Genomic DNA, 17,732 nt, shown 5'->3' with positions numbered 1-17,732 from the left:
ACGATGGCCGCCGCCGCCAGCTAGACCTCGTCGTCGCCCGGCGCCTCGACCACTGGCGCTTCGGCCGCCTTGGCCAGGGCCGCGGCGCGTTCGTCCTCGGTGGGCAGGCGCAGGCGGTAGACGCCCTTGAAGGTGTCGGGATCGGCGGGCTTGTTGTGGCGCAGGACGGTGATGCGGCCCTGACGGGCCAGGCCCCGGGCGGTGGCGCGGACGTGGCCGGTCAGGCGCTGCCAGCGCTCGGGTTCGGCGGCGCGGGCCACCTCCTCGGAGGACACCGACTTGCCGGCGGGAAGCTTGCCGACGATCTCCAGGATGACGGCCTCCATGTCGATGCTCATGGTCAGCCGCCTCGTTTCAGGGTTTCGCGGGCGATGACCACCTGCTGGATCTGGCTGGTGCCTTCATAGATGCGGAAGATGCGCACGTCGCGATAGAAGCGCTCGATCCCGTGGTCGGCGACATAGCCGGCCCCGCCGAAGATCTGCACCGCCCGATCGGCGACCCGGCCCACCATCTCAGAGGCGAAGTACTTGGCGGCGGCGGCCTCCATGGTGACGCTCTCGCCGGCGTCGCGTTTGCGGGCGGTCTCCATGACCATGGCCTTGGCGACGAGGGATTCGGTCTTGGAATCGGCGATCATGCCCTGGATGAGCTGGAAGCCAGCGATAGGCTGGCCGAACTGCTTGCGCTCATTGGCGTAGGCCACGCAGTCGGCCAGCAGGCGCTCGGCGACCCCGACGCAGACCGCCGAGATGTGCAGGCGGCCGCGATCGAGCACCTGCATGGCGACCTTGAACCCCTCCCCTTCCCGGCCCAGGCGGTTCTCCACCGGCACCCTGACATTGTCGAAGGTCACGTCGCAGATGTGGGCGCCCTGCTGGCCCATCTTCTTCTCGGGCTTGCCGATGGACAGGCCCGGCAGGTTGCGCTCCACCAGGAAGGCCGAGACCCCGCCCGCGCCCGGCTTGGTGGCGTCGGTGCGGGTCATGACCGTGAAGAGGTCGGCCTTGTTGGCGTTGGTGATGTAGCGCTTGGTCCCGTTGAGGACGTAGGCGTCGCCGTCCAGCGCCGCGCGGGTCTGGACCGCCGCGGAGTCCGAGCCGGCCTCGGGCTCCGTCAGGGCGAAGGAGGTGATGATGTCGCCCGAGGCGATGCCCGGCAGGTACTTGGCCTTCTGGTCCTCGGTCCCGAACATCACCAGGCCCTGGCTGCCGATGCCGACATTGGTGCCGAAGGTGGAGCGGAAGGCCGGGCTGGTGCGCCCGAGCTCCACGGCCACCAGGCACTCGTCCTCCATGGAGAGATCCAGGCCGCCGTATTCGGCGGGGATGGAGAGGCCGAACAGGCCCAGTTCCTTCATCTCGGTCACCAGCTCCGGGGGCATGGCGTCTTCCTCGGAGACCTTGGCCTCCAGGGGCCGCAGGCGTTCTGAGACGAACCGGCGCACCGTGTCGATGAGCTGGTCGCGGGTTTCCAGGTCGAGGGCCATGATGTCTCTCTCGGGGCTTACTTGCAGGTGATCTTGTCGTCGGCGATTTCGACGATCTGGGACAGGGTGACGGCGAGCACCGGATCCGACCAGATCTCGTAGTTGGAGCTGCCGCCGGGCACGGCGCAGACCTGGGCCTTGCGCCTGGCCAGCTGGCCGCCGCGGATGGCGGTGAGCTCGGCCTCGTAGCCGACGGCATGGCCCAGGCCATTCCAGATCTTCAGGAAGGACTGCCGCTTCTCCGGCGAGGAATCGACGGCGAAGGCGACCTTGCCGGGCTCCAGCGGCTTGTAGGTGTCCGGCGTCCCTTCGGGCAGGGCCATGTCCAGGCGGCCGATCTCCACGGCGTCCAGCACCGGCTTGCCGTCGGCCAAGTGGAGGGTCGCCCGCTGGCCGAACATCACCTGGACGCTCTCGCCGATCAGCTTGGAGTGAGGGTCGAAGCCGGCGGCGATCAGGGCGGCCACCAGGGGCGGCCGACCCGTCGGCCGCGCCGGCGCGGTCCCGCCCGGCGTCGCCGGGCCGCCGGCCAGGGGCGGAGACGCCGCCGGCGCGGTCTTGACCACCTCGTCCTGGGCGGCTGCCGGAGCGGCCAGGGCCAGGAGGGCGCCGGCGAGGATCAGCGGCCGGATCATGCCTTGGCGAGCGCCAGGGCCGAGCCTTGGCCGACGCCGACGCACATGGTGGCCAGCGCCCGCTCGCCGCCCGACTGGTGCAGGCTGCGGGCGGCGGTGAGCGCCAGGCGGGCGCCCGAGGCGCCCAGCGGGTGGCCGATAGCGATGGCGCCGCCGTGGGCGTTCACGTGGCTCGCGTCGTCGGCCAGGCCCCAGGCGCGGGTGCACGCCAGCGCTTGGGCGGCGAAGGCCTCGTTGAGCTCCACGACGTCAAAGTCGCGCGGGCTGATCCCCAGCCGGGCGCAGAGCTTCTCCACCGCCGGGATCGGACCGACCCCCATGATGCGCGGGGCCACCCCACCCGACGCGCCGCCCTCGATGCGGGCCAGCGGCTCGAGGCCCAGCTTCTGGACCATCTCGGCCGAGGCCAGCAGCAGGGCCGCGGCGCCGTCATTGACCCCCGAGGCGTTGCCGGCTGTGATCGTGCCGCCCTCACGGACGATGGGCTTGAGGCCCTGCAGGGCGGCCAGGGTGGTGTCGGGGCGCGGGTGCTCGTCCTCGGAGACGACGATGTCGCCCTTGCGGTCCCTGATCGTCAGCGGCGCGATCTCGCCGTCGAAGAAGCCCTTGGCGCGGGCCGCGCCGACGCGGGCTTGGCTGCGCTGGGCGAAGGCGTCCTGGTCCTCGCGGTTGATCTGGTAGTCGGTCGCGACGTTCTCGGCCGTCTCCGGCATGGCGTCGACGCCGTAGTCCTTCTTCATCTGCGGGTTCACGAACCGCCAGCCGATGGTGGTGTCGTACATCTCCGGGGCGCGGGAGAAGGCGGTGTCGGGCTTGGCCATCACGAAGGGGGCGCGGCTCATGCTCTCCACCCCGCCGGCGATGATCAGGTCGGCCTCCCCCACCGCGATGGTGCGGGCGCCGGCGATCACCGCGTCCAGGCCCGAGGCGCAGAGGCGGTTGACGGTGAGGCCGGGGACGGTGGAGGGCAGGCCCGCCAGCAGCAGGGCCATGCGGGCGACGTTGCGGTTGTCCTCACCGGCCTGGTTGACGTTCCCGTAGATGACCTCGTCCACCTGGCCCCAGTCGAGCTTGGGATAGGCGGCCATCAGGGCCTTCAGCGGATGGGCGGCCAGGTCGTCGGCGCGGACCTTGGAGAGCGCCCCGGCATAGCGGCCGATCGGGCTGCGGAGGCCTCCGCACAGATAGACAGTCCGGCCTTGCATCATCTCTCTCCGCCACTTAGGTCGCCTTGCGGCGGCGCGTCTTCGCGGCCGCAAACTAGTGTTTGGATCGGCGGCGGGCAAACCCTTCCGGTCAGGAATGGGGCGATCCATGGACGGCACCGAAGCACAGACCACCGGCTGGGTTCATGAGGTGGTGAAGGACGGTGAATGGGCCGGCTGGTCCATGTATGGCGCCGATCCCTTCGAGGATCACGCCGGGCCCTTCTACTACCGGATGGGCGAGGACGGCCGCCCGGTCTGCGCCATGCGCCCCGAGCCCAAGCACATGAACGGCGGCGGCTTCATGCACGGCGGGGCCCTGATGACCTTCGCCGACTACTGCCTGTTCGTGATCGCCCGCGACGCGCTGAAGGACAGCCGCAGCGTGACCGCCACCTTCAACAGCGAGTTCGTCGGCGCGGTGCCCCCCGGCTGCCTGCTGGAATGCACCGGCGATGTGGTGAAGGCCGGCCGTAGCATGATCTTCGTGCGCGGGATCATGGCCGTCGAGGGCGAGCCGGTGCTGAGCTTCTCGGCCGTGCTCAAGAAGACCGCGCCGAGAGCCTGATGGCCTATACCCTCTCGGTCCTCGATCTCTCGCCGGTCAGCGGGACCAACACCCAGGCGCAAGCCGTGCGCGAGAGCCTGGAGGTGGCCAAGGCCGCCGAGCGCCTGGGCTATCACCGCTTCTGGGTGGCCGAGCACCACAATATCGGCGGGCTGGGCTCGCCGGCCCCGGAGGTCCTGATCGCCGCGGCCAGCCAGATCACCTCGACCATCCGGCTGGGGTCGGGCGGGGTGATGCTGGTGAACTACAGCCCCCTCAAGGTGGCCGAGGTGTTCATGGAGCTGGAGGCCCTGGCGCCCGGCCGCATCGACCTGGGGGTCGGACGCGCCCTGGGGACCGACCCGCGCACGGGGGCGGCCCTGCGCAGCTCCGGCTCGGAGGCCTTCCCGCAGTATTTCGCCCTGCTGTCGGCCTGGCTGCTGGACGCCGCCGATGTCGAGCCGATCACCGACGCCCACCCGGCCCGGGAGATCCACGCCAACCCCAAAGGGCCCTCGCACCCGGACCTCTTCCTGCTCTGCACCTCGGTGGAAAGCGCCACCTTCGCGGGCCAGGTGGGGGTGGGCATGGTGTTCGCCGAGTTCATCGCCCGGACCGACGGCGGCCCGGCGGTGGCGGCCTACAAGCAGGCCTTCGAGCCCTCCGCCTTCCGCCAGACCCCGTGGGCCGGGGTGGCCACCGTCGCGCTCGCCGCCGAGAGCGCCGCCGAGGCCGAGCGCCTGGCCGCGCCGATGCGGGCCGGTAACCTCGCCACCCTGGACGGCGAGCGGCGGCGGTTCACCTCCATCCCGGAGGCCCAGGCCTTCCTGGCCGAACGAGCCGGCGATCCCAGGCTGGCCGGCGTGCTGGCGCGGGGCATCGTCGGGGACGCGGCCACGGTCCGCGCGCGGCTGGATGACAAGGCGCGGACCACCGGGGCCGACGAGGTCTTCGTGATGGCGGTGGGCCCCGACCTGCAGAGCCGCATCCGGTCGCTGGAGCTGATCAGGCCCAGATAGCCCTCATTGACCGAACAGTTCGCGGGGCATGGCGCCCACCACGGCGGCGGTCATGCAGGTGGCCAGGAAGCCGGCCAGCAGGGCCTTCCAGACCATGCCGATGATCTCGTTGCGGCGCTCGGGCATCAGGATGCCCATGCCCGAGACGGTGATCCCCACCGAGCCGACATTGGCGAAGCCGCACAGGGCGTAGGTCATGATCATCCGGGTCCGCTCGGTCATCTCGGCGGCGGGGATGGCGCCCAGCTGGATGAAGGCGATGAACTCGGTGAGCATCAGCTTCACCCCCAGCAGGTAGCCGGCCTTCAGCGCCTCGTCGGCGTGGATGCCCAGGGTCCAGGCCAGGGGGGCGAAGACCACGCCGAGGATGCGCTCGATGGTGAGCGGGGCGCCCAGGACGTCGGGGAAGACCGAGAGCAGGCCGTTGCCGATGGCCACGAAGGCCACGAAGACGATGAGGATGGCCGAGATGTTCAGCACCACCGACAGGCCGTCCATGGTGCCCTTGGAGATGGCGTCGATGGCGCTGTCGTACTTCAGCAGCGAGTTGTAGTCGGCATAGAAGCCGCCCTGCCCCGGCTTCTCGGGCACCATGATGCGGGCCAGCAGGACCCCGGCCGGGGCCGAGATGATCGAGGCCACCAGGACGTGGGCCGCGGCGTTGGGCAGGACGGTCTTCAGGATGGTGGCGTAGGCCACCATGGTGGAGCCGGCGACGGTGGCCAGGCCCACCACGATCATCAGGAACAGCTCCGAGCGGGTCAGCTTGTCCAGGAAGGCGCGGATGACGATGGGGCTCTCGATCATCCCTAAGAAGATGTTGGCGGCCACGGCCAGGGCCGAGGCGCCGCCCAGGCCCATGGTCTTCTGGAAGACGAAGCCGAAGCCCCGGGTGATCCACTTGAGGATCTGCCAGTGCCAGAGCAGGGCCGACAGGGCCGAGATCACCAGGATCAGGGGCAGGACCTGGAAGGCGAAGACGAAGAGACCGCCGGGGTTGGTGACGGCGTAGGGCTGGGCCCCGCCGCCCATGTAGCCGAAGACGAACTGGGTCCCCTGGGCGGTGGCCGCGGCCAGGCCGTCGACCCCGGCGTTCAGGGCCGCGATCACCCCCTGGGCGGCGGGCAGTCCGAACAGCAGCAGGACCAGGGCGACCTGGACGAGGATGGCCCCGAGCGCCAGCTTCCAGGGGAAGCGCTTGCGGTCCTCCGACAGGGCCCAGCAGACCGCCAGGGTCAGGGCGACGCCGACCAGGCTCTGGGCGTTTTCGGGACGGAACATGCGGCTGAGGCCCCCGGCGTGGGCGGACTCGACCCCACCGGCGCAATTGAGGGGAAGGCGGGGGTCGAGGCAAGACGTGTCGGCGGCCACGGATGGAAGACCGGGCTTGACCTAATTAAATTGTGCGCAATATGATTGTGAAACATTGAAAACGGAGACGACCCCATGACCGCCCTCTATTCCACCCAGGCCCGCGCCGTCGGCGGCCGCGCCGGCCATGTCGAGACCACCGACGGCCTGTTGAAGGTCGACCTGGCCCTGCCCAGGGAGATGGGCGGCAAGGGCGGGGCGACCAATCCCGAGCAGCTGTTCGCCGCCGGCTACGCCGCCTGTTTCGAGAACGCGGTGCGCTACATCGCCGGCCAGCAGAAGATCGGCCTGACGGGGGCGGCGGTCACCTCGACGGTGGAGCTGCACCCCCATGCCGCGGGCGGATTCCGGCTGGGCGTGGCGCTTGAGGTGGAGACGCAAGGGCTGGACCAGGCCGCCGCCGAGGCCCTGGTCGCCCGGGCCCACCAGGTCTGCCCCTATTCGAATGCGGTTCGCGGCAATGTCGATGTTGGGATAACCGTAAGGGCGCAATGAGTCCCAAGCCGACAAACAAGCCGACCGGCCGACCAACGCCGACAGGTGACCGTCAGGGTGTCGCCGAGCAGCTGCGTCTCGATAACCAGCTCTGCTTCGCCCTCTATGCGGCGAGCGGGCTGGTGACCCGGGCCTACCGGCCGCTGCTGGAGCCGCTCGGCCTGACCTATCCCCAGTACCTGGCCATGATGGCCTTGTGGGAAAAGGCCCCGCGCACGGTGAGCGACCTGGGCGAGGCGCTCGGCCTGGATAGCGGCACCCTCACTCCGCTGCTCAAACGCATGGAGACCGCCGGCCTGGTGACCCGCGCCCGCGACCGCGCCGACGAGCGCCGGGTGCAGGTCGACCTGACCGACAGGGGCCGACATCTGCAGGACCAAGCCGCCGGGGTGCCCTCCGCACTCGCCTGCGCGCTCGACCTGCCGGGCGAGGAGATCGTCGCCCTGCGGGCCAGCCTGCAGGACCTGGCGCGCAAGCTGCGCGGGACCGGGAAATAGGCTTGCGCGGGCCCCCTCGCGGCTGACAAGCTTCGGGAGTGAGCAGGCCGCCGCGCCGCCCGTCGCTTCAACATTCCGGATCACAGCCATGACGCCTTCCCAGGGGCCGCGCGATGACGCGCGCCACGACAGCGGTTTCAGGGCGGCGACCTGGGGCCGATCGCGACGCCGGTGGTGTTCCTGCAGGGGGCGCTGGACGCCTATTCGGTGAGCTCGGCGGTGGCGGCCTATGCCCGGGAGATCGGGGCGCGGTTCGTCGCCATCGAGGGCGGCGGGCACGCCTCCTACCTGCTGCCGCAGATGGCGGGGCTGCTGGCGGAACATGTGTGGCCGCTGGCCTGATGCGTTCCTTCTCCCCTTGCGGGAGAAGGGACCTTTGCGGCTAAGCTCCCGCCGCCGCCTTGGCCTTTTCCTTGGCGGCCATCTTGGCGATCAGTTCGCGGCGTTCCACCAGGCCGTGGTGGAGCTCCACCAGGGTCGCCGCGGCGTGCTCGTTCGTCTGGATGGCGGCCCAGTAGGCGGCGACCTTGGGCATGTCGGGGATGGGGTTGGCGACGCCGACGGTGTCGATGACGTTCTCGATGAGGAACAGGGCCGGGACCAGGGTGCAGTCGGCGAGCGTCAGGCGGCCGGAGACCGCGAAGCCGTCCTCCCCGATATAGTGCTCCAGGGCCTTGAGGCCGCGGATCACCTGGCCGGTGAGCAGGTCGACGACGCCCGAATTGCGGGTCGAGGCCCGCGCCTGGCCCAGGACCATGAACATGTTGTTGAGCAGGTAGATGTCGGCGATGCGCGACACCGTGCGGATGGCGGCGGTCTCGCGAGGGGTGGCGCCCAGCAGGCGGACCTGGGGATAGACCTCCTCCAGGTACTCGGAGATCACCTCGGATTCCGGGATCAGGTCGCCCCCCAGGTCGAGGACCGGGATGCGGGCCAGCGGCGAGGTCTTGTGGAACTCCCCGGTCATGAAGCCCGGCGGCGGAGCGATCTCGATGTCGGTCAGGCCCTTGGCGTAGATCTGCATCCGCACCTTGGCGGAATAGGGCGAGAGGTCGCCGGAATAGAGCTTCATGAATGGGGTCCTGGAAATGAGCGCCCGCGAACGGGCGTTTGAATGGCCCCAGAGCTAACGTCGATCGGCGGGGGTTTCAATGCGCGGTCGCGGGGCGGCTCGCCGGGGAGCAGACCTTGGGAAGGTCGCGGAAGGGTGGCAAGGGGACATGTCGCGCGGGGGAATTCATGTACAGTCGCGCCGCCGTTGGAGGGAGGCTGACGTCGACTGCGTTCCAAGGCAGCTTGGGTCTCGGGCCACGCCCGGTCCCGACTAGGCAGCCAGGCGAACATGCCGGCGTTGTGTCAGTTTTTTGGACGGCCATGCCCGAGCTCAACGTCACTTCCGAAGCGCGACGCGACGCTGCGCGCGCAGCCTTACAATCGGTGTTCGGCAATCACCCACTCAGCGCGTTGACCCCGGTTATCGGCGGCGTTTCGGGCGCTCTGATTTTCCGCTTCCAGGTTCAGGACCGGCCATATGTGCTGCGCATCGAACCGGAGCGCGTCGCCCTGCACCACCGGGAGCGGGGCTTTGCATGCATGACCGCCGCAGCGGCCGAGGGCGCTGCGCCGCGTCTTCACCATGCCGACCCGGTGACCGGCGTCGCGATCATGGACTTCGTTTCCGGACGACCGCTTTCGTCATATCCGGGCGGAGCGGCGGAGTTTGCGAAGGGGCTTGGGACGCTCGTCGCGAAGGTGCAGGCTGCGCCCCTGTTCCCACGGCTCGGTGACTATCCGGACGTCATCAGCGAGTTGCTGATCGGCCTCAAGAATTCGCCCCGTCTCCCGCCAGGGGAGTTGGAGCCGCATGCCGACGGCCTTGCGTTGATCCGATCTGCGCTGCCTTGGTACGCCTCATCGCTGGTTCCCAGCCACAATGATCCGAACCCGCGAAACATCCTCTTCGACGGCGAGCGGCTGTGGTTGATCGATTGGGAACTTGCGTCCCGAAACGATCCTCTGGTGGACTTGGCGATCCTCTCCACCGAGTTCGCGGAAACCCCCGATCTGGAGGACATCCTCGTGAGCGCGGCATTGGGTGTTGCGCCCGATCCCCGCCTGCGTGCCAGACTGCACGTGATCCGCCTGCTCACCCGGCTCTTCTACGGCTGCATCGTCCTCGACAGCCTGGGCGACCCTTGGCGCTCAGCTCAACCCGCTGTCGGCACTGCATTCACACCCGCCGGGTTTCGCCGCGCGGTCGCTGAAGGCCGACTGGTGTCCGGCGCTCCAGAGACGGCCCATGCCTTCGCGCAGATGTCGCTCGCGGCCTTCCTGGACGGCATAGCAGCGCCCGGATTTAAGGACGCCTTGAAGCTCGTCGAGCAGGGCTGAGGGGGAAGCGGATCACAAATCCGCTGCCCAAGAGCGGAAGCTCCCATTGTCCGCTACGGGTCCAGGCTGTGTGAAAACGGGTTGCTGGTCCGAAACCGCCCTTCGGTCCCCCCTCCAAATCGCTGATCTGGCGCTCTGTCGCTCACAGCGGCCGGTCGGGACGCGAAAGCTCTCCTTCGCAAATGGGTTCGGCTCCGAGTTTTCACACAGCCTCGGTCGGAAGCGGCCCCACGCGCGATCGCCGCAAGCAGACCTTCCCCGACTCCATGCCCCTGAGGAAGGGGAGCCGGCTTGAAGGGGCCAAGCCCAGGCCTAGGCGGGCGCGCGGTTCAGGATCTTCTCCATCGCCTTGCCCTTGGCGAGTTCGTCGATGAGCTTGTCCAGGTAGCGGATCTCCCGCATCACCGGCTCGGCGATCTCCTCGACGCGGACGCCGCAGACCACGCCGCGGATGTCGGCGCGGGCCGGATTGAGGGCCGGGGCCTGGGCGAAGAAGGTCTCGTAGTCGGTGTTGTTCGCCAGCTGGGCGGCGAGCGCCTCGCCGTCGTAGCCGGTCAGCCAGTGGATGATCTGGTCGACCTCGGCCCGGGTGCGGCCCTTGCGCTCGGCTTTGGCGACCAGGGCCGGATAGACCTTGGCGACGCTCATCGCGTAGACGCGGTGCTGGGTCATGCCGTCCCCTGGCGCAGCGGGCCTGTGGCGCCCAGGCGTCAGGAGAGCAAACCCCGGCCCGGGGTTCAAGGTCCGGGCCCGGGGATCGCGGACGGGGGGACGGCGGCCATTGACCTGGCCCGGCCGCGGCCCTGATCCTGGGCCATGGTCATGGATGCGCGCCGCGAGCAGGCCGAACGCCTGCGGGGCTATTTCGAGGTGCAGCTGCTGTTCGCCGAGGCGATGGCGGAGAAGACGTCCCGCCCGCTGTCGGACGCTTGCCTGGAGGTCACCAACCTGCACCGGCGGCTTGGCCTGGGCCGGGCGGGGGGCGGCACGGTTTCGGCGGGGTGGGCGCGCTACGCCGACGGACTGGAGCGGCGCCCGAGGGCCGAGCGGCTGGACTGGACGCTCGACTTCTTCCTGGAGACTCCGCCGGAAGAGAGCGCTTCGCTCCGGTTCGGCTGTTTCAGCTACGAGCCGCAGGACGCCGGCCAGGTGGTGCGGATCCACTTCAGCAACCGCGACAGCGAGGGCGGCCAGGGGCCGCTGGCGCGCGCCAAGGCCGAGCGCCGCATATCGGAGTTGCGGGAAATGTTCGGACATGTCCGGACGCACCATCCGGGGGCGCAAACCGTGAGGGGCGGGTCCTGGCTCTACAACCTCGAAGCCTACCGCCGACTGTTCCCGCCGGACTATGGGGCGTCCCGGTTCGAGCCGGAGCGGGTCCGGCTGGATGGAACCTCCAGCTGGGGCCAGCTGCTGGACTTTCGAGAGTCGGTGAAGCCCGCCGTCCGGCAGGCCCTGCTCGACAACATGAGACACCTGGACATCGCCGCGCCGTGGAAGGTCTTTCCGATGCGCGCCTTGGGGGCCCAGGGCGCGGTCGAGGACTTCCGTCGGTTCTACGGCGGCTAGATGATCCGCGAGCGACCATGAACTCACCGTGAGGGGCCGAGCCTATCCGGCCTCTCGACAAAATCCCGGGCAGGTTGTCGGATCGGAGGGCGCCCCATCGTCCTTGGGGGCATGGGAGGGGACCTGCATGACGCTTGAAACGACCGACAAGACGACGAACCTCCGGGCCTGGCTGCACAGCGTGGTGGCCCTGATGGCGGGGTTCGCCGCGGTGGTGGTGGCCTCCCTCGCGGCGGACACGGTGTTCCACGCGCTCGGGGTCTATCCGCCGGGGCGCGAGCCGATGAACGAGGTGGGGGACAACCTGCTGGCCCTGTCCTACCGCTGTGTGTTCGGCGCCCTGGGCAGCTATATCGCCGCCCGCCTGGCGCCCTCGCGGCCGATGACCCACGCGATGATCCTAGGGGCGATCGGAACGGCGGTCGCCGCCCTGGGGGTCGCGGCCACCTGGAACCTGGACCTGGGGCCGCACTGGTACCCCATCGCCCTGGCGGTCACCGCCCTGCCCTGCGCCTGGATCGGCGGGGTGGTGGGGACGCGGCGAAGATAGGACGATTGGCCGAAACCGCGCGAGGTGGTAGACTTGACCAACGAACAGGTCAGGAGTCATCGTGACGACCGTCAACCTCGCCGACGCCAAGGCGCACTTCAGTGAACTGATCGCCCAGGCCGAGGGCGGGGAGCCGGTCTGCATCACCCGGCGTGGAAAGCCGGTGGCGCGCCTGAGCGCGGCCGTCGCGCCGCGCAAGCCGGTGGACCTGGCGGCGCTGAAAGCCCTGACCGACGCGATGCCGGCCCAAGGTCAATCCGCCGGCGAATTCGTCCGGGCGATGCGGGACCAAGATCGCTACTGATGCGCTATCTCGACACCTCCGTCCTGGTCGCGGCCCTGACGAACGAGGCTGAGACCGCGCGGATGCAGGCCTGGCTCTCGGCCCAGGACCCGGAAGAGCTGGCCATCAGCGATTGGGTGGCGACAGAGTTCTCGGCCGCCCTGTCGATCAAGCTGCGGACGGGCCAGATCACCACCGAGCACCGCGCCGAGGCCCTGGGCATGTTCATTCGACTGGCCGCGGAGTCCTTCAAGACGACGCCCATCGCCGGCAGCCACTTCCGCCTGGCCGCGCGGTTCGCCGACCAGTACGCGCTGGGCCTGCGGGCGGGCGACGCCCTGCATCTGGCCATCGCCGTCGACCAGGGCGCGGCGCTGTGCACCCTGGATCGACGGCTGGCCGAGGCCGGTCAGGCCCTGGGCCTGAAGGTCGAGCTTCTCTAGGCGTAGTTGGCGAGCGCGTTGCCGGCGGCGTCGCCGCAGCCGGAGCCGCCGTCGACCGGGATGATGGCGCCGTTGACGTACTTGGCCTGGTCCGAGGACAGGAACAGGCACATGTCGGCGATCTCGTCCTTGGTGCCGTAGCGGCGCATCGGGTTGCGGCTCTTCACCCGCTCCTCGGCCTCCGGCGTGGAGGCCAGGCGGGCCATGCCCTCGGTGTCGGCGATGGGGCCGGGCGAGACGGCGTTGACCCGCACGCCGGCCGGGCCCCACTCGAGCGCCAGGCACTTGGTGAGCATGTTGATCCCGGCCTTGGCGGCGCAGACATGGGCCTGGAACATCGAGGCCCGCTCGCCCTGGCCGGCGGTGATGGAGATCAGGCTCGCGCCCGGACGGCGCAGGAACTCGAAGGAGGCGCGCAGGACGTTGAAGGTGCCGATCAGGTCGATGTCGACGACGGTCTTGAAGCCGTTGGCGCTCATGCCCAGGGCCGGGGCCACGAAGTTGCCCGCCGCCCCGGAGAGCACGATGTCGATGTCGCCGAACTCGGTGTGGGTTCGCTTCAGCGCGGCCTCGACGGCGGCGTAGTCGCGGACGTCGGCGGCGATGCCGATGCAGGGCTTGCCGAAGGTGGAGACCTCCTTGGCGGCGGCGGCGATCTTCTCCTCGCTGCGGCTGATGATGACGACATTGCCGCCGGCCGCGGCGAAGCGCTTGGCGATGCCGAGATTGATGCCGCTGGAGGCGCCGGCGACGAAGCAGGTCTTGCCGACGAGTTGGGTGTCTTGGGCCATGGGGTTTCCTCTGATGTTCGTTGGGGCCGAGCTTAGGGCGCGGCGAAGGGGTGAGAAAGGGTGACCCCGCGTCGGGGGCTCTCAGATGCTCCCCCACTGGGGGAGCTGTCAGCGAAGCTGACTGAGGGGGACTTTGACTCTCGTTTGACGGCGGTTTGTGTCGACTACGTCGATCCCCTTCCGTCTCGTCGCGCGGCGACGAGCCACCTCCCCCACATCGGCGCTACGCGCCTGGGGGAGGATCTGACATCAGCTCCTCCTCTCCCGCTTGCGGGAGAGGTCGGGTGAGGGCTCTTTCTGAAGGCCCGTTGTCGCTCCGGGCGCAGCAAGACCTCCGCTGCGCGGAGGCCCCCTCGCCCGACCTCTCCCCCAAAGGGGCGAGGAGGAGGCCGTTGACGCCCCCGCGTTCTCCGCTAGCCTCCCCCCATGGCCTGACCCCGGACATCGGCGCGACCTGTGCGCCCTTCACACCCGCATCCCGCGCGGGTTCCGACGTCCCATGTCCAAAGGCCCCCCCATGACCATCCGCCGTATCGAAGCCGCAGATCTCGCGCAGATCGCTCGCTATCCCTTCACCGTCTCCATCACCGAACCGATGACCGCGCCCGAGCGGCTGGCGGAGACCTTCGCGGCCACCGGCTTCTGGACCGAGGAGTCCGGCGCTGTGGCCATCGAGGCGGACGGTCGGCTGGTGGGGACCTGTCAGTTCTACCGCGCCGCGCCCTGCATCCACGGCTTCGAGCTGGGCTATATCCTGCACGACCCCGCCGACCGGGGCCGCGGCCTGGCCGCGCCGGCGGTGCGGGAATTCTCCGACCTGCTGTTCGACCAGCGGCCGGGGCTCTACCGCCAGCAGCTGATGATCGAGGCGTGGAACACCGCGTCGTGGAAGCTGGCCGAACGCTGCGGCTTCACCCGCGAGGGGCTGTTGCGCAGTTCCGGCTTCGGGTCGGGCGATCCGGCCGACTGCCTGATCTATTCCCGCACCCGCAAGGACTGGCATGAGGAGCTGACCACGACGATGGGGGTGGCGATGTCCTGACTGGGGTTGTGGCGGGGCCAAGCCAAGACATAGGTTGCGCGCCAGTTTCCCGCGCATGACCGGAGCCCGCCGATGGCCAGATACCAGACCATTCTCGAAACCATCGGCCGCACGCCGGTGGTGCGGATCAACAAGCTGGGGCCGGCCGGCGTGAACCTGTGGGTCAAGGTCGAGGCCTTCAACCCCCTGGGCTCGGTGAAGGACCGCCTGGCGCTCGGCGTCATCGAGGCGGCCGAGAAATCCGGGGCGCTCAAGCCCGGCCAGACGGTGATCGAGGCCACCAGCGGCAATACCGGCATCGGCCTGGCCATGGTCTGCGCCCAGAAGGGCTATCCCCTGGTGGTCACCATGGCCGAGAGCTTCTCGGTGGAGCGGCGCAAGCTGATGCGGTTCCTGGGCGCCAAGGTGATCACCACGCCCGCCGCGTTGCGGGGCACCGGGATGGTGGCCAAGGCGGTGGAGCTGGCGCAGAAGCACGGCTGGTTCCTGACCCGGCAGTTCGAGAACGAAGCCAATCCGGACATGCACTCGGCGACCACCGCCCAGGAGATCCTGGCCGACTTCGCGGGCGAGACCCTGGACTACTGGGTCACCGGCTACGGCACCGGCGGCACCCTGAAGGGCGTCTCCCGGGTGCTGAAGGACAAGAGCCCCAAGACCAAGATCATCGTCTGCGAACCCGAGGACGCCCAGTTGCTGGGGAGCGGCGCGGAACAGGCGCGCAATCCCGACGGCAGCGCCGCGGCGGGACACCCGGCCTGGAAGCCCCACCCCATGCAGGGCTGGACCCCCGACTTCATCCCCAAGCTGACCGGCGACGCGGTGGCCATGGAACTGATCGACCAGATCCTGCCGATCGCCGGGCCGGAGTCGCTGACCATGAGCAAGCGGCTGGCCGACCAGGAGGGGATCTTCGTGGGGATCACCTCCGGCGCCACCTTCGCCGGGGCCCTGAGGATCGCGGCCACGGCGCCCAAGGGGGCCAACATCCTCTGCATGCTGCCCGACACCGGCGAGCGCTACCTCTCGACCCCGCTGTTCGCCGACGTGCCGGTGGAGATGACGCCGGACGAGCAGGTGATCTTCGACTCGACGCCGTTGGGGAAGGCGGACTAACGGCGCGTTCACGGCGGCGGGCCTAGCCTGCCGCCCATGAGCTTTGGACGCCGCCAGGTTCCCGCTTATGTCCCGCCGCCGGTGGCGCGGGCGGTTGCGCTGGCTCCGAGGCCTGAGCGGATCGCCGTGCCGGCTGGGGTGCTCACCGGCGGCCCCACCGACGAAGACGCCGAGCACGCGGCCTGGCGGGCGGGCTATCGGACGCGGCTGTGGCGGCGCTGGAGCGTGAAGCTGCTGCTGCTGGCGGGTCTGCCGGTGAGCCTGCTGGCGCCGGCGGGGACCAGCGATCTGCTGCTGTGGGGGCTGCGCATCGCCATCGTCGCCCTGCTGGTCTTCGGCTGGTCCAAGGACCGCAGCGAGGCGAAGGCGGCGGGGTTGCGGTAGCCTTCGACCAAATTTGTTCTTCTTTTGTTCTTGCCTTTCGGTGCCGCTTGCCCCATAGTTCAGGCTGAACTCAGCGCGTCGCTGAGCAATCATTTCCTGAATTGAGGTGAGGATGCTCCATGGCTGAACGGCAGCCAGCGCAGCGACGCGCGGGTGTTTTAGACAATGTCGAAGACTGGATGGCGCAACGGAACGCCGATGCGTATCGGCTGAAACGGGATGCCGAGGCCGCCGGGCGAGAAGCCTGGGAACGCGCCACAACGACGGGCGAAAATCTCGCCGCGATGCGCCCCAGCGATGTGCTGGCGCTTGGCGCGAAGCTTCTTAAGCAAGGTAAGGCGCCGCCGGCGCCGCAAGGGCATGCAGCGTCGATTCCAGTGAGGAAGCTGGCTTCGGTCAGTGCCCGTCCGAACAACCCCGGCCTGCTGGACCATGCGGGCAAGGCCGCCGCCAAGATGGTCGCACTTCCCGCCGGCCGAGTTGTGGGCGCCGCACGAGGAGCCAGAAATACGATCCGAGACGTTGGTTCGAGCGTGAATTTTGTCTCGCGGCTGATGGATCCACTGGACGCGACCTACTCAGCGCCAGGTGAAGCTGCATGGGGTCAAGTCTTCGAAGCCGGCGACCAAGTGCTGAGGTACGCTAAAAATGGCGTCTCAAATCCGGGGGAAGTGGTCGCAGACTTAGGAGGACTCCTTCGCAAGGCGCGGACCAATCTCGACCTGGGGGCTTCTCCTGGCGCGACGACGGTCGACGGGGAGCTGAAGCGCAACTACGAGATCGGCAAGAACCAGGGAGAGCTTGCATTCGACGTTGGATCGACCTTGTACGGTGGCGCGGTTGCTAAAGAAATCGCGGGGTTAGGCTATCTGTCCAAAGAGGCGCAGATCGCCAAACGCCTGAAGCAAGGCTTCAATCCGACACAGGCCGCTTACTTGGCTGAGCCCTATAAAGGCAGAGGCCATCACAACGTCGCGCGAAGCTTCACGCTTCAGGAGAAGGTGGGACCTTTGCCGCTACCGAAGGCCATCGTGGGCTGGAAGCCCCCAGAATGGTTCATAGAAAGCCCGTTTAATGTCCTCTCACCGCAGAACATCAGCCGGGGCGATTTCTACGAGCTTCACTACAAGGTTGATCCTCGCTTCCACCATGCAAATCTACCCTACTACAGGCGCACCGGCGGCTGGGACGGCGAGCCGTTGGGCCTGAAGAAGTATGAGGGCCTTGAACGCGTTTGGCACAGTTCTCCGGCGCCGTTGAAAGCGGCTGCAGGCGCGAGCGCCACTGGGACCGGCGCATTGATCTACGACCGTCTGGGTGAGGAGACCCCGCGATGATGGTTCGACCTTGGGCGGAATTCGTGAGCGACTTTCCGGAGGACGGCGTCGAGGATGAGGATGGCGTGCCGCAGTTCCGCGGTCGGGCCGTGACCGAGGCGATTGTTGAGATTCTCAAGGGCTTCGGCTTTCAAGTCTCGCCGCCAGAGTACGACGATCACGGGTGGGGCTTCGAGTTCCGGGCGTCTGAACGACGGTTCGGAGGTCTGGTCACAGCGATGGACGAGACCCTCCTCCTTAACTGCGAGGACTTGTCGCGTAGCCTGACGGACAAACTCTTCAAACGGCCTCCGAGCCCCATCTATGTTGACGTCATGAAACGGCTAAACGGGGCATTGGGACGCGATCCCCGTTTTCACCATCTTCAATGGTATGCCGACAGCAACCTCAAACCGCCCGTAAGTGCATCGCCCGTGGATGAGCACGACTAGGTTCTGTTGACGAAATGTCTGACCCACAGCCGAGCGGCTGCGACGAGTATGAAGCCGATATAGCTGTCGGCGGTCTTGTCGTATCGGGTGGCCAGTCTTCGGCTGTGCTTGAGCTTTGAGAAGCAGCGCTCGACCAG

Annotated in this window: 23 protein-coding genes and 1 pseudogene; 15 read left to right on the top strand and 9 right to left on the bottom strand. The window is 68.5% G+C overall.

What is annotated here, in order from left to right; translation table 11 throughout:
* Positions 1-20 precede the first annotated feature (20 nt).
* From Q7T09_RS06760 to pcaF, 4 genes are read right to left on the bottom strand one after another with little or no spacing between them, the layout of a single operon-like run.
* Positions 21-338: a DUF3253 domain-containing protein gene (locus Q7T09_RS06760; protein WP_304698690.1), complete on the bottom strand. Its 318-nt coding sequence runs from the start codon at positions 336-338 to the stop codon at positions 21-23.
* 2 nt (positions 339-340) lie between these two features.
* Positions 341-1,489: an acyl-CoA dehydrogenase family protein gene (locus Q7T09_RS06755; protein WP_304698687.1), complete on the bottom strand. Its 1,149-nt coding sequence runs from the start codon at positions 1,487-1,489 to the stop codon at positions 341-343.
* A 17-nt stretch (positions 1,490-1,506) separates the two neighbouring features.
* Positions 1,507-2,124: a hypothetical protein gene (locus Q7T09_RS06750; RefSeq protein WP_304698686.1), complete on the bottom strand. Its 618-nt coding sequence runs from the start codon at positions 2,122-2,124 to the stop codon at positions 1,507-1,509.
* A complete protein-coding gene (pcaF, locus tag Q7T09_RS06745; protein WP_304698685.1) occupies positions 2,121-3,329 on the bottom strand; it encodes a 3-oxoadipyl-CoA thiolase in 1,209 nt (402 codons plus the stop codon). Before pcaF ends, Q7T09_RS06750 begins: the two co-directional genes overlap by 4 nt.
* Before the next feature lie 109 nt (positions 3,330-3,438).
* Between pcaF and Q7T09_RS06740 the strand changes: the two genes are divergently transcribed.
* A complete protein-coding gene (locus Q7T09_RS06740; protein WP_304698683.1) occupies positions 3,439-3,897 on the top strand; it encodes a PaaI family thioesterase in 459 nt (152 codons plus the stop codon).
* Complete coding sequence (locus Q7T09_RS06735; protein WP_304698681.1) at positions 3,897-4,895, top strand: MsnO8 family LLM class oxidoreductase; 999 nt, start codon at positions 3,897-3,899, stop codon at positions 4,893-4,895. The genes Q7T09_RS06740 and Q7T09_RS06735 overlap by 1 nt, the downstream gene beginning before the upstream one ends.
* Before the next feature lie 3 nt (positions 4,896-4,898).
* On the opposite strand, the gene Q7T09_RS06730 is transcribed toward Q7T09_RS06735, so the two are convergent.
* The gene (locus Q7T09_RS06730; protein ID WP_304698679.1) at positions 4,899-6,176 is read right to left on the bottom strand and encodes a NupC/NupG family nucleoside CNT transporter; all 1,278 of its coding nucleotides are present in this window, start codon (positions 6,174-6,176) and stop codon (positions 4,899-4,901) included.
* 165 nt (positions 6,177-6,341) lie between these two features.
* On the opposite strand from Q7T09_RS06730, the gene Q7T09_RS06725 reads away from it, so the two are divergent.
* The 3 genes from Q7T09_RS06725 (at position 6,342) to Q7T09_RS06715 (ending at position 7,600) form a co-directional block, all read left to right on the top strand.
* On the top strand, positions 6,342-6,761 hold the full coding sequence (locus Q7T09_RS06725) for an organic hydroperoxide resistance protein (protein WP_304698677.1): 420 nt from the start codon (positions 6,342-6,344) through the stop codon (positions 6,759-6,761).
* Positions 6,758-7,258: a MarR family winged helix-turn-helix transcriptional regulator gene (locus Q7T09_RS06720; protein ID WP_304698675.1), complete on the top strand. Its 501-nt coding sequence runs from the start codon at positions 6,758-6,760 to the stop codon at positions 7,256-7,258. Before Q7T09_RS06725 ends, Q7T09_RS06720 begins: the two co-directional genes overlap by 4 nt.
* A 171-nt stretch (positions 7,259-7,429) precedes the next feature.
* The gene (locus Q7T09_RS06715; RefSeq protein WP_304698673.1) at positions 7,430-7,600 is read left to right on the top strand and encodes a hypothetical protein; all 171 of its coding nucleotides are present in this window, start codon (positions 7,430-7,432) and stop codon (positions 7,598-7,600) included.
* Between the two features lie 40 nt (positions 7,601-7,640).
* Here Q7T09_RS06715 and Q7T09_RS06710 read toward each other — a convergent pair whose 3' ends face one another.
* Positions 7,641-8,330: a glutathione S-transferase family protein gene (locus Q7T09_RS06710; RefSeq protein ID WP_304698671.1), complete on the bottom strand. Its 690-nt coding sequence runs from the start codon at positions 8,328-8,330 to the stop codon at positions 7,641-7,643.
* A gap of 302 nt (positions 8,331-8,632) precedes the next feature.
* On the opposite strand from Q7T09_RS06710, the gene Q7T09_RS06705 reads away from it, so the two are divergent.
* Complete coding sequence (locus Q7T09_RS06705) at positions 8,633-9,649, top strand: phosphotransferase (protein WP_304698670.1); 1,017 nt, start codon at positions 8,633-8,635, stop codon at positions 9,647-9,649.
* Between the two features lie 312 nt (positions 9,650-9,961).
* Here the strand turns inward: Q7T09_RS06705 and Q7T09_RS06700 are convergent, their stop codons facing one another.
* Complete coding sequence (locus tag Q7T09_RS06700) at positions 9,962-10,321, bottom strand: DUF2200 domain-containing protein (RefSeq protein WP_304698668.1); 360 nt, start codon at positions 10,319-10,321, stop codon at positions 9,962-9,964.
* 144 nt (positions 10,322-10,465) lie between these two features.
* Between Q7T09_RS06700 and Q7T09_RS06695 the strand changes: the two genes are divergently transcribed.
* The 4 genes from Q7T09_RS06695 (at position 10,466) to Q7T09_RS06680 (ending at position 12,494) form a co-directional block, all read left to right on the top strand.
* Complete coding sequence (locus tag Q7T09_RS06695; protein WP_304698667.1) at positions 10,466-11,218, top strand: hypothetical protein; 753 nt, start codon at positions 10,466-10,468, stop codon at positions 11,216-11,218.
* A gap of 127 nt (positions 11,219-11,345) precedes the next feature.
* The gene (locus Q7T09_RS06690) at positions 11,346-11,768 is read left to right on the top strand and encodes a hypothetical protein (protein ID WP_304698666.1); all 423 of its coding nucleotides are present in this window, start codon (positions 11,346-11,348) and stop codon (positions 11,766-11,768) included.
* Between the two features lie 61 nt (positions 11,769-11,829).
* On the top strand, positions 11,830-12,072 hold the full coding sequence (locus Q7T09_RS06685; protein ID WP_304698664.1) for a type II toxin-antitoxin system Phd/YefM family antitoxin: 243 nt from the start codon (positions 11,830-11,832) through the stop codon (positions 12,070-12,072).
* A complete protein-coding gene (locus Q7T09_RS06680; protein ID WP_304698662.1) occupies positions 12,072-12,494 on the top strand; it encodes a type II toxin-antitoxin system VapC family toxin in 423 nt (140 codons plus the stop codon). The genes Q7T09_RS06685 and Q7T09_RS06680 overlap by 1 nt, the downstream gene beginning before the upstream one ends.
* On the opposite strand, the gene Q7T09_RS06675 is transcribed toward Q7T09_RS06680, so the two are convergent.
* On the bottom strand, positions 12,491-13,285 hold the full coding sequence (locus tag Q7T09_RS06675; RefSeq protein WP_304698660.1) for an SDR family oxidoreductase: 795 nt from the start codon (positions 13,283-13,285) through the stop codon (positions 12,491-12,493). The genes Q7T09_RS06680 and Q7T09_RS06675 overlap by 4 nt on opposite strands.
* A gap of 517 nt (positions 13,286-13,802) precedes the next feature.
* On the opposite strand from Q7T09_RS06675, the gene Q7T09_RS06670 reads away from it, so the two are divergent.
* The 5 genes from Q7T09_RS06670 (at position 13,803) to Q7T09_RS06650 (ending at position 17,595) form a co-directional block, all read left to right on the top strand.
* Positions 13,803-14,327: a GNAT family N-acetyltransferase gene (locus Q7T09_RS06670; RefSeq protein ID WP_304698658.1), complete on the top strand. Its 525-nt coding sequence runs from the start codon at positions 13,803-13,805 to the stop codon at positions 14,325-14,327.
* Positions 14,328-14,399: 72 nt separating this feature from the next.
* Positions 14,400-15,443: a cysteine synthase A gene (cysK, locus tag Q7T09_RS06665; RefSeq protein ID WP_304698657.1), complete on the top strand. Its 1,044-nt coding sequence runs from the start codon at positions 14,400-14,402 to the stop codon at positions 15,441-15,443.
* Between the two features lie 36 nt (positions 15,444-15,479).
* Positions 15,480-15,827: a hypothetical protein gene (locus tag Q7T09_RS06660; RefSeq protein WP_304698656.1), complete on the top strand. Its 348-nt coding sequence runs from the start codon at positions 15,480-15,482 to the stop codon at positions 15,825-15,827.
* A 119-nt stretch (positions 15,828-15,946) separates the two neighbouring features.
* Positions 15,947-17,164: a hypothetical protein gene (locus tag Q7T09_RS06655; protein ID WP_304698655.1), complete on the top strand. Its 1,218-nt coding sequence runs from the start codon at positions 15,947-15,949 to the stop codon at positions 17,162-17,164.
* 23 nt (positions 17,165-17,187) lie between these two features.
* Positions 17,188-17,595 (top strand): hypothetical protein, encoded by a 408-nt coding sequence (locus tag Q7T09_RS06650; RefSeq protein WP_304698654.1) that lies wholly within the window; start codon positions 17,188-17,190, stop codon positions 17,593-17,595.
* Here Q7T09_RS06650 and Q7T09_RS06645 read toward each other — a convergent pair.
* Positions 17,592-17,732 (bottom strand): annotated as a pseudogene (locus tag Q7T09_RS06645) (IS5/IS1182 family transposase); the annotation flags it as partial. The gene Q7T09_RS06650 and the pseudogene Q7T09_RS06645 sit on opposite strands and share 4 nt — an antisense overlap.

The organism is Phenylobacterium sp. (genome assembly GCF_030645195.1).
In the GTDB taxonomy this organism is placed as follows: Bacteria; Pseudomonadota; Alphaproteobacteria; order Caulobacterales; family Caulobacteraceae; genus Phenylobacterium.
Note: the sequence above shows the minus strand (reverse complement) of the source record. Positions and strands in the feature narration are given on the sequence as shown.

What these genes read in the sequence shown, in the direction of transcription:
- Q7T09_RS06760 (WP_304698690.1), bottom strand. Translation starts at nt 338, where the DNA reads ATGAGCATCGACATGGAGGCCGTCATCCTGGAGATCGTCGGCAAGCTT.
- Q7T09_RS06755 (WP_304698687.1), bottom strand. Translation starts at nt 1,489, where the DNA reads ATGGCCCTCGACCTGGAAACCCGCGACCAGCTCATCGACACGGTGCGC.
- Q7T09_RS06750 (WP_304698686.1), bottom strand. Translation starts at nt 2,124, where the DNA reads ATGATCCGGCCGCTGATCCTCGCCGGCGCCCTCCTGGCCCTGGCCGCT.
- pcaF (WP_304698685.1), bottom strand. Translation starts at nt 3,329, where the DNA reads ATGCAAGGCCGGACTGTCTATCTGTGCGGAGGCCTCCGCAGCCCGATC.
- Q7T09_RS06740 (WP_304698683.1), top strand. Translation starts at nt 3,439, where the DNA reads ATGGACGGCACCGAAGCACAGACCACCGGCTGGGTTCATGAGGTGGTG.
- Q7T09_RS06735 (WP_304698681.1), top strand. Translation starts at nt 3,897, where the DNA reads ATGGCCTATACCCTCTCGGTCCTCGATCTCTCGCCGGTCAGCGGGACC.
- Q7T09_RS06730 (WP_304698679.1), bottom strand. Translation starts at nt 6,176, where the DNA reads ATGTTCCGTCCCGAAAACGCCCAGAGCCTGGTCGGCGTCGCCCTGACC.
- Q7T09_RS06725 (WP_304698677.1), top strand. Translation starts at nt 6,342, where the DNA reads ATGACCGCCCTCTATTCCACCCAGGCCCGCGCCGTCGGCGGCCGCGCC.
- Q7T09_RS06720 (WP_304698675.1), top strand. Translation starts at nt 6,758, where the DNA reads ATGAGTCCCAAGCCGACAAACAAGCCGACCGGCCGACCAACGCCGACA.
- Q7T09_RS06710 (WP_304698671.1), bottom strand. Translation starts at nt 8,330, where the DNA reads ATGAAGCTCTATTCCGGCGACCTCTCGCCCTATTCCGCCAAGGTGCGG.
- Q7T09_RS06705 (WP_304698670.1), top strand. Translation starts at nt 8,633, where the DNA reads ATGCCCGAGCTCAACGTCACTTCCGAAGCGCGACGCGACGCTGCGCGC.
- Q7T09_RS06700 (WP_304698668.1), bottom strand. Translation starts at nt 10,321, where the DNA reads ATGACCCAGCACCGCGTCTACGCGATGAGCGTCGCCAAGGTCTATCCG.
- Q7T09_RS06695 (WP_304698667.1), top strand. Translation starts at nt 10,466, where the DNA reads ATGGTCATGGATGCGCGCCGCGAGCAGGCCGAACGCCTGCGGGGCTAT.
- Q7T09_RS06690 (WP_304698666.1), top strand. Translation starts at nt 11,346, where the DNA reads ATGACGCTTGAAACGACCGACAAGACGACGAACCTCCGGGCCTGGCTG.
- Q7T09_RS06680 (WP_304698662.1), top strand. Translation starts at nt 12,072, where the DNA reads ATGCGCTATCTCGACACCTCCGTCCTGGTCGCGGCCCTGACGAACGAG.
- Q7T09_RS06675 (WP_304698660.1), bottom strand. Translation starts at nt 13,285, where the DNA reads ATGGCCCAAGACACCCAACTCGTCGGCAAGACCTGCTTCGTCGCCGGC.
- Q7T09_RS06670 (WP_304698658.1), top strand. Translation starts at nt 13,803, where the DNA reads ATGACCATCCGCCGTATCGAAGCCGCAGATCTCGCGCAGATCGCTCGC.
- cysK (WP_304698657.1), top strand. Translation starts at nt 14,400, where the DNA reads ATGGCCAGATACCAGACCATTCTCGAAACCATCGGCCGCACGCCGGTG.
- Q7T09_RS06660 (WP_304698656.1), top strand. Translation starts at nt 15,480, where the DNA reads ATGAGCTTTGGACGCCGCCAGGTTCCCGCTTATGTCCCGCCGCCGGTG.
- Q7T09_RS06655 (WP_304698655.1), top strand. Translation starts at nt 15,947, where the DNA reads ATGGCTGAACGGCAGCCAGCGCAGCGACGCGCGGGTGTTTTAGACAAT.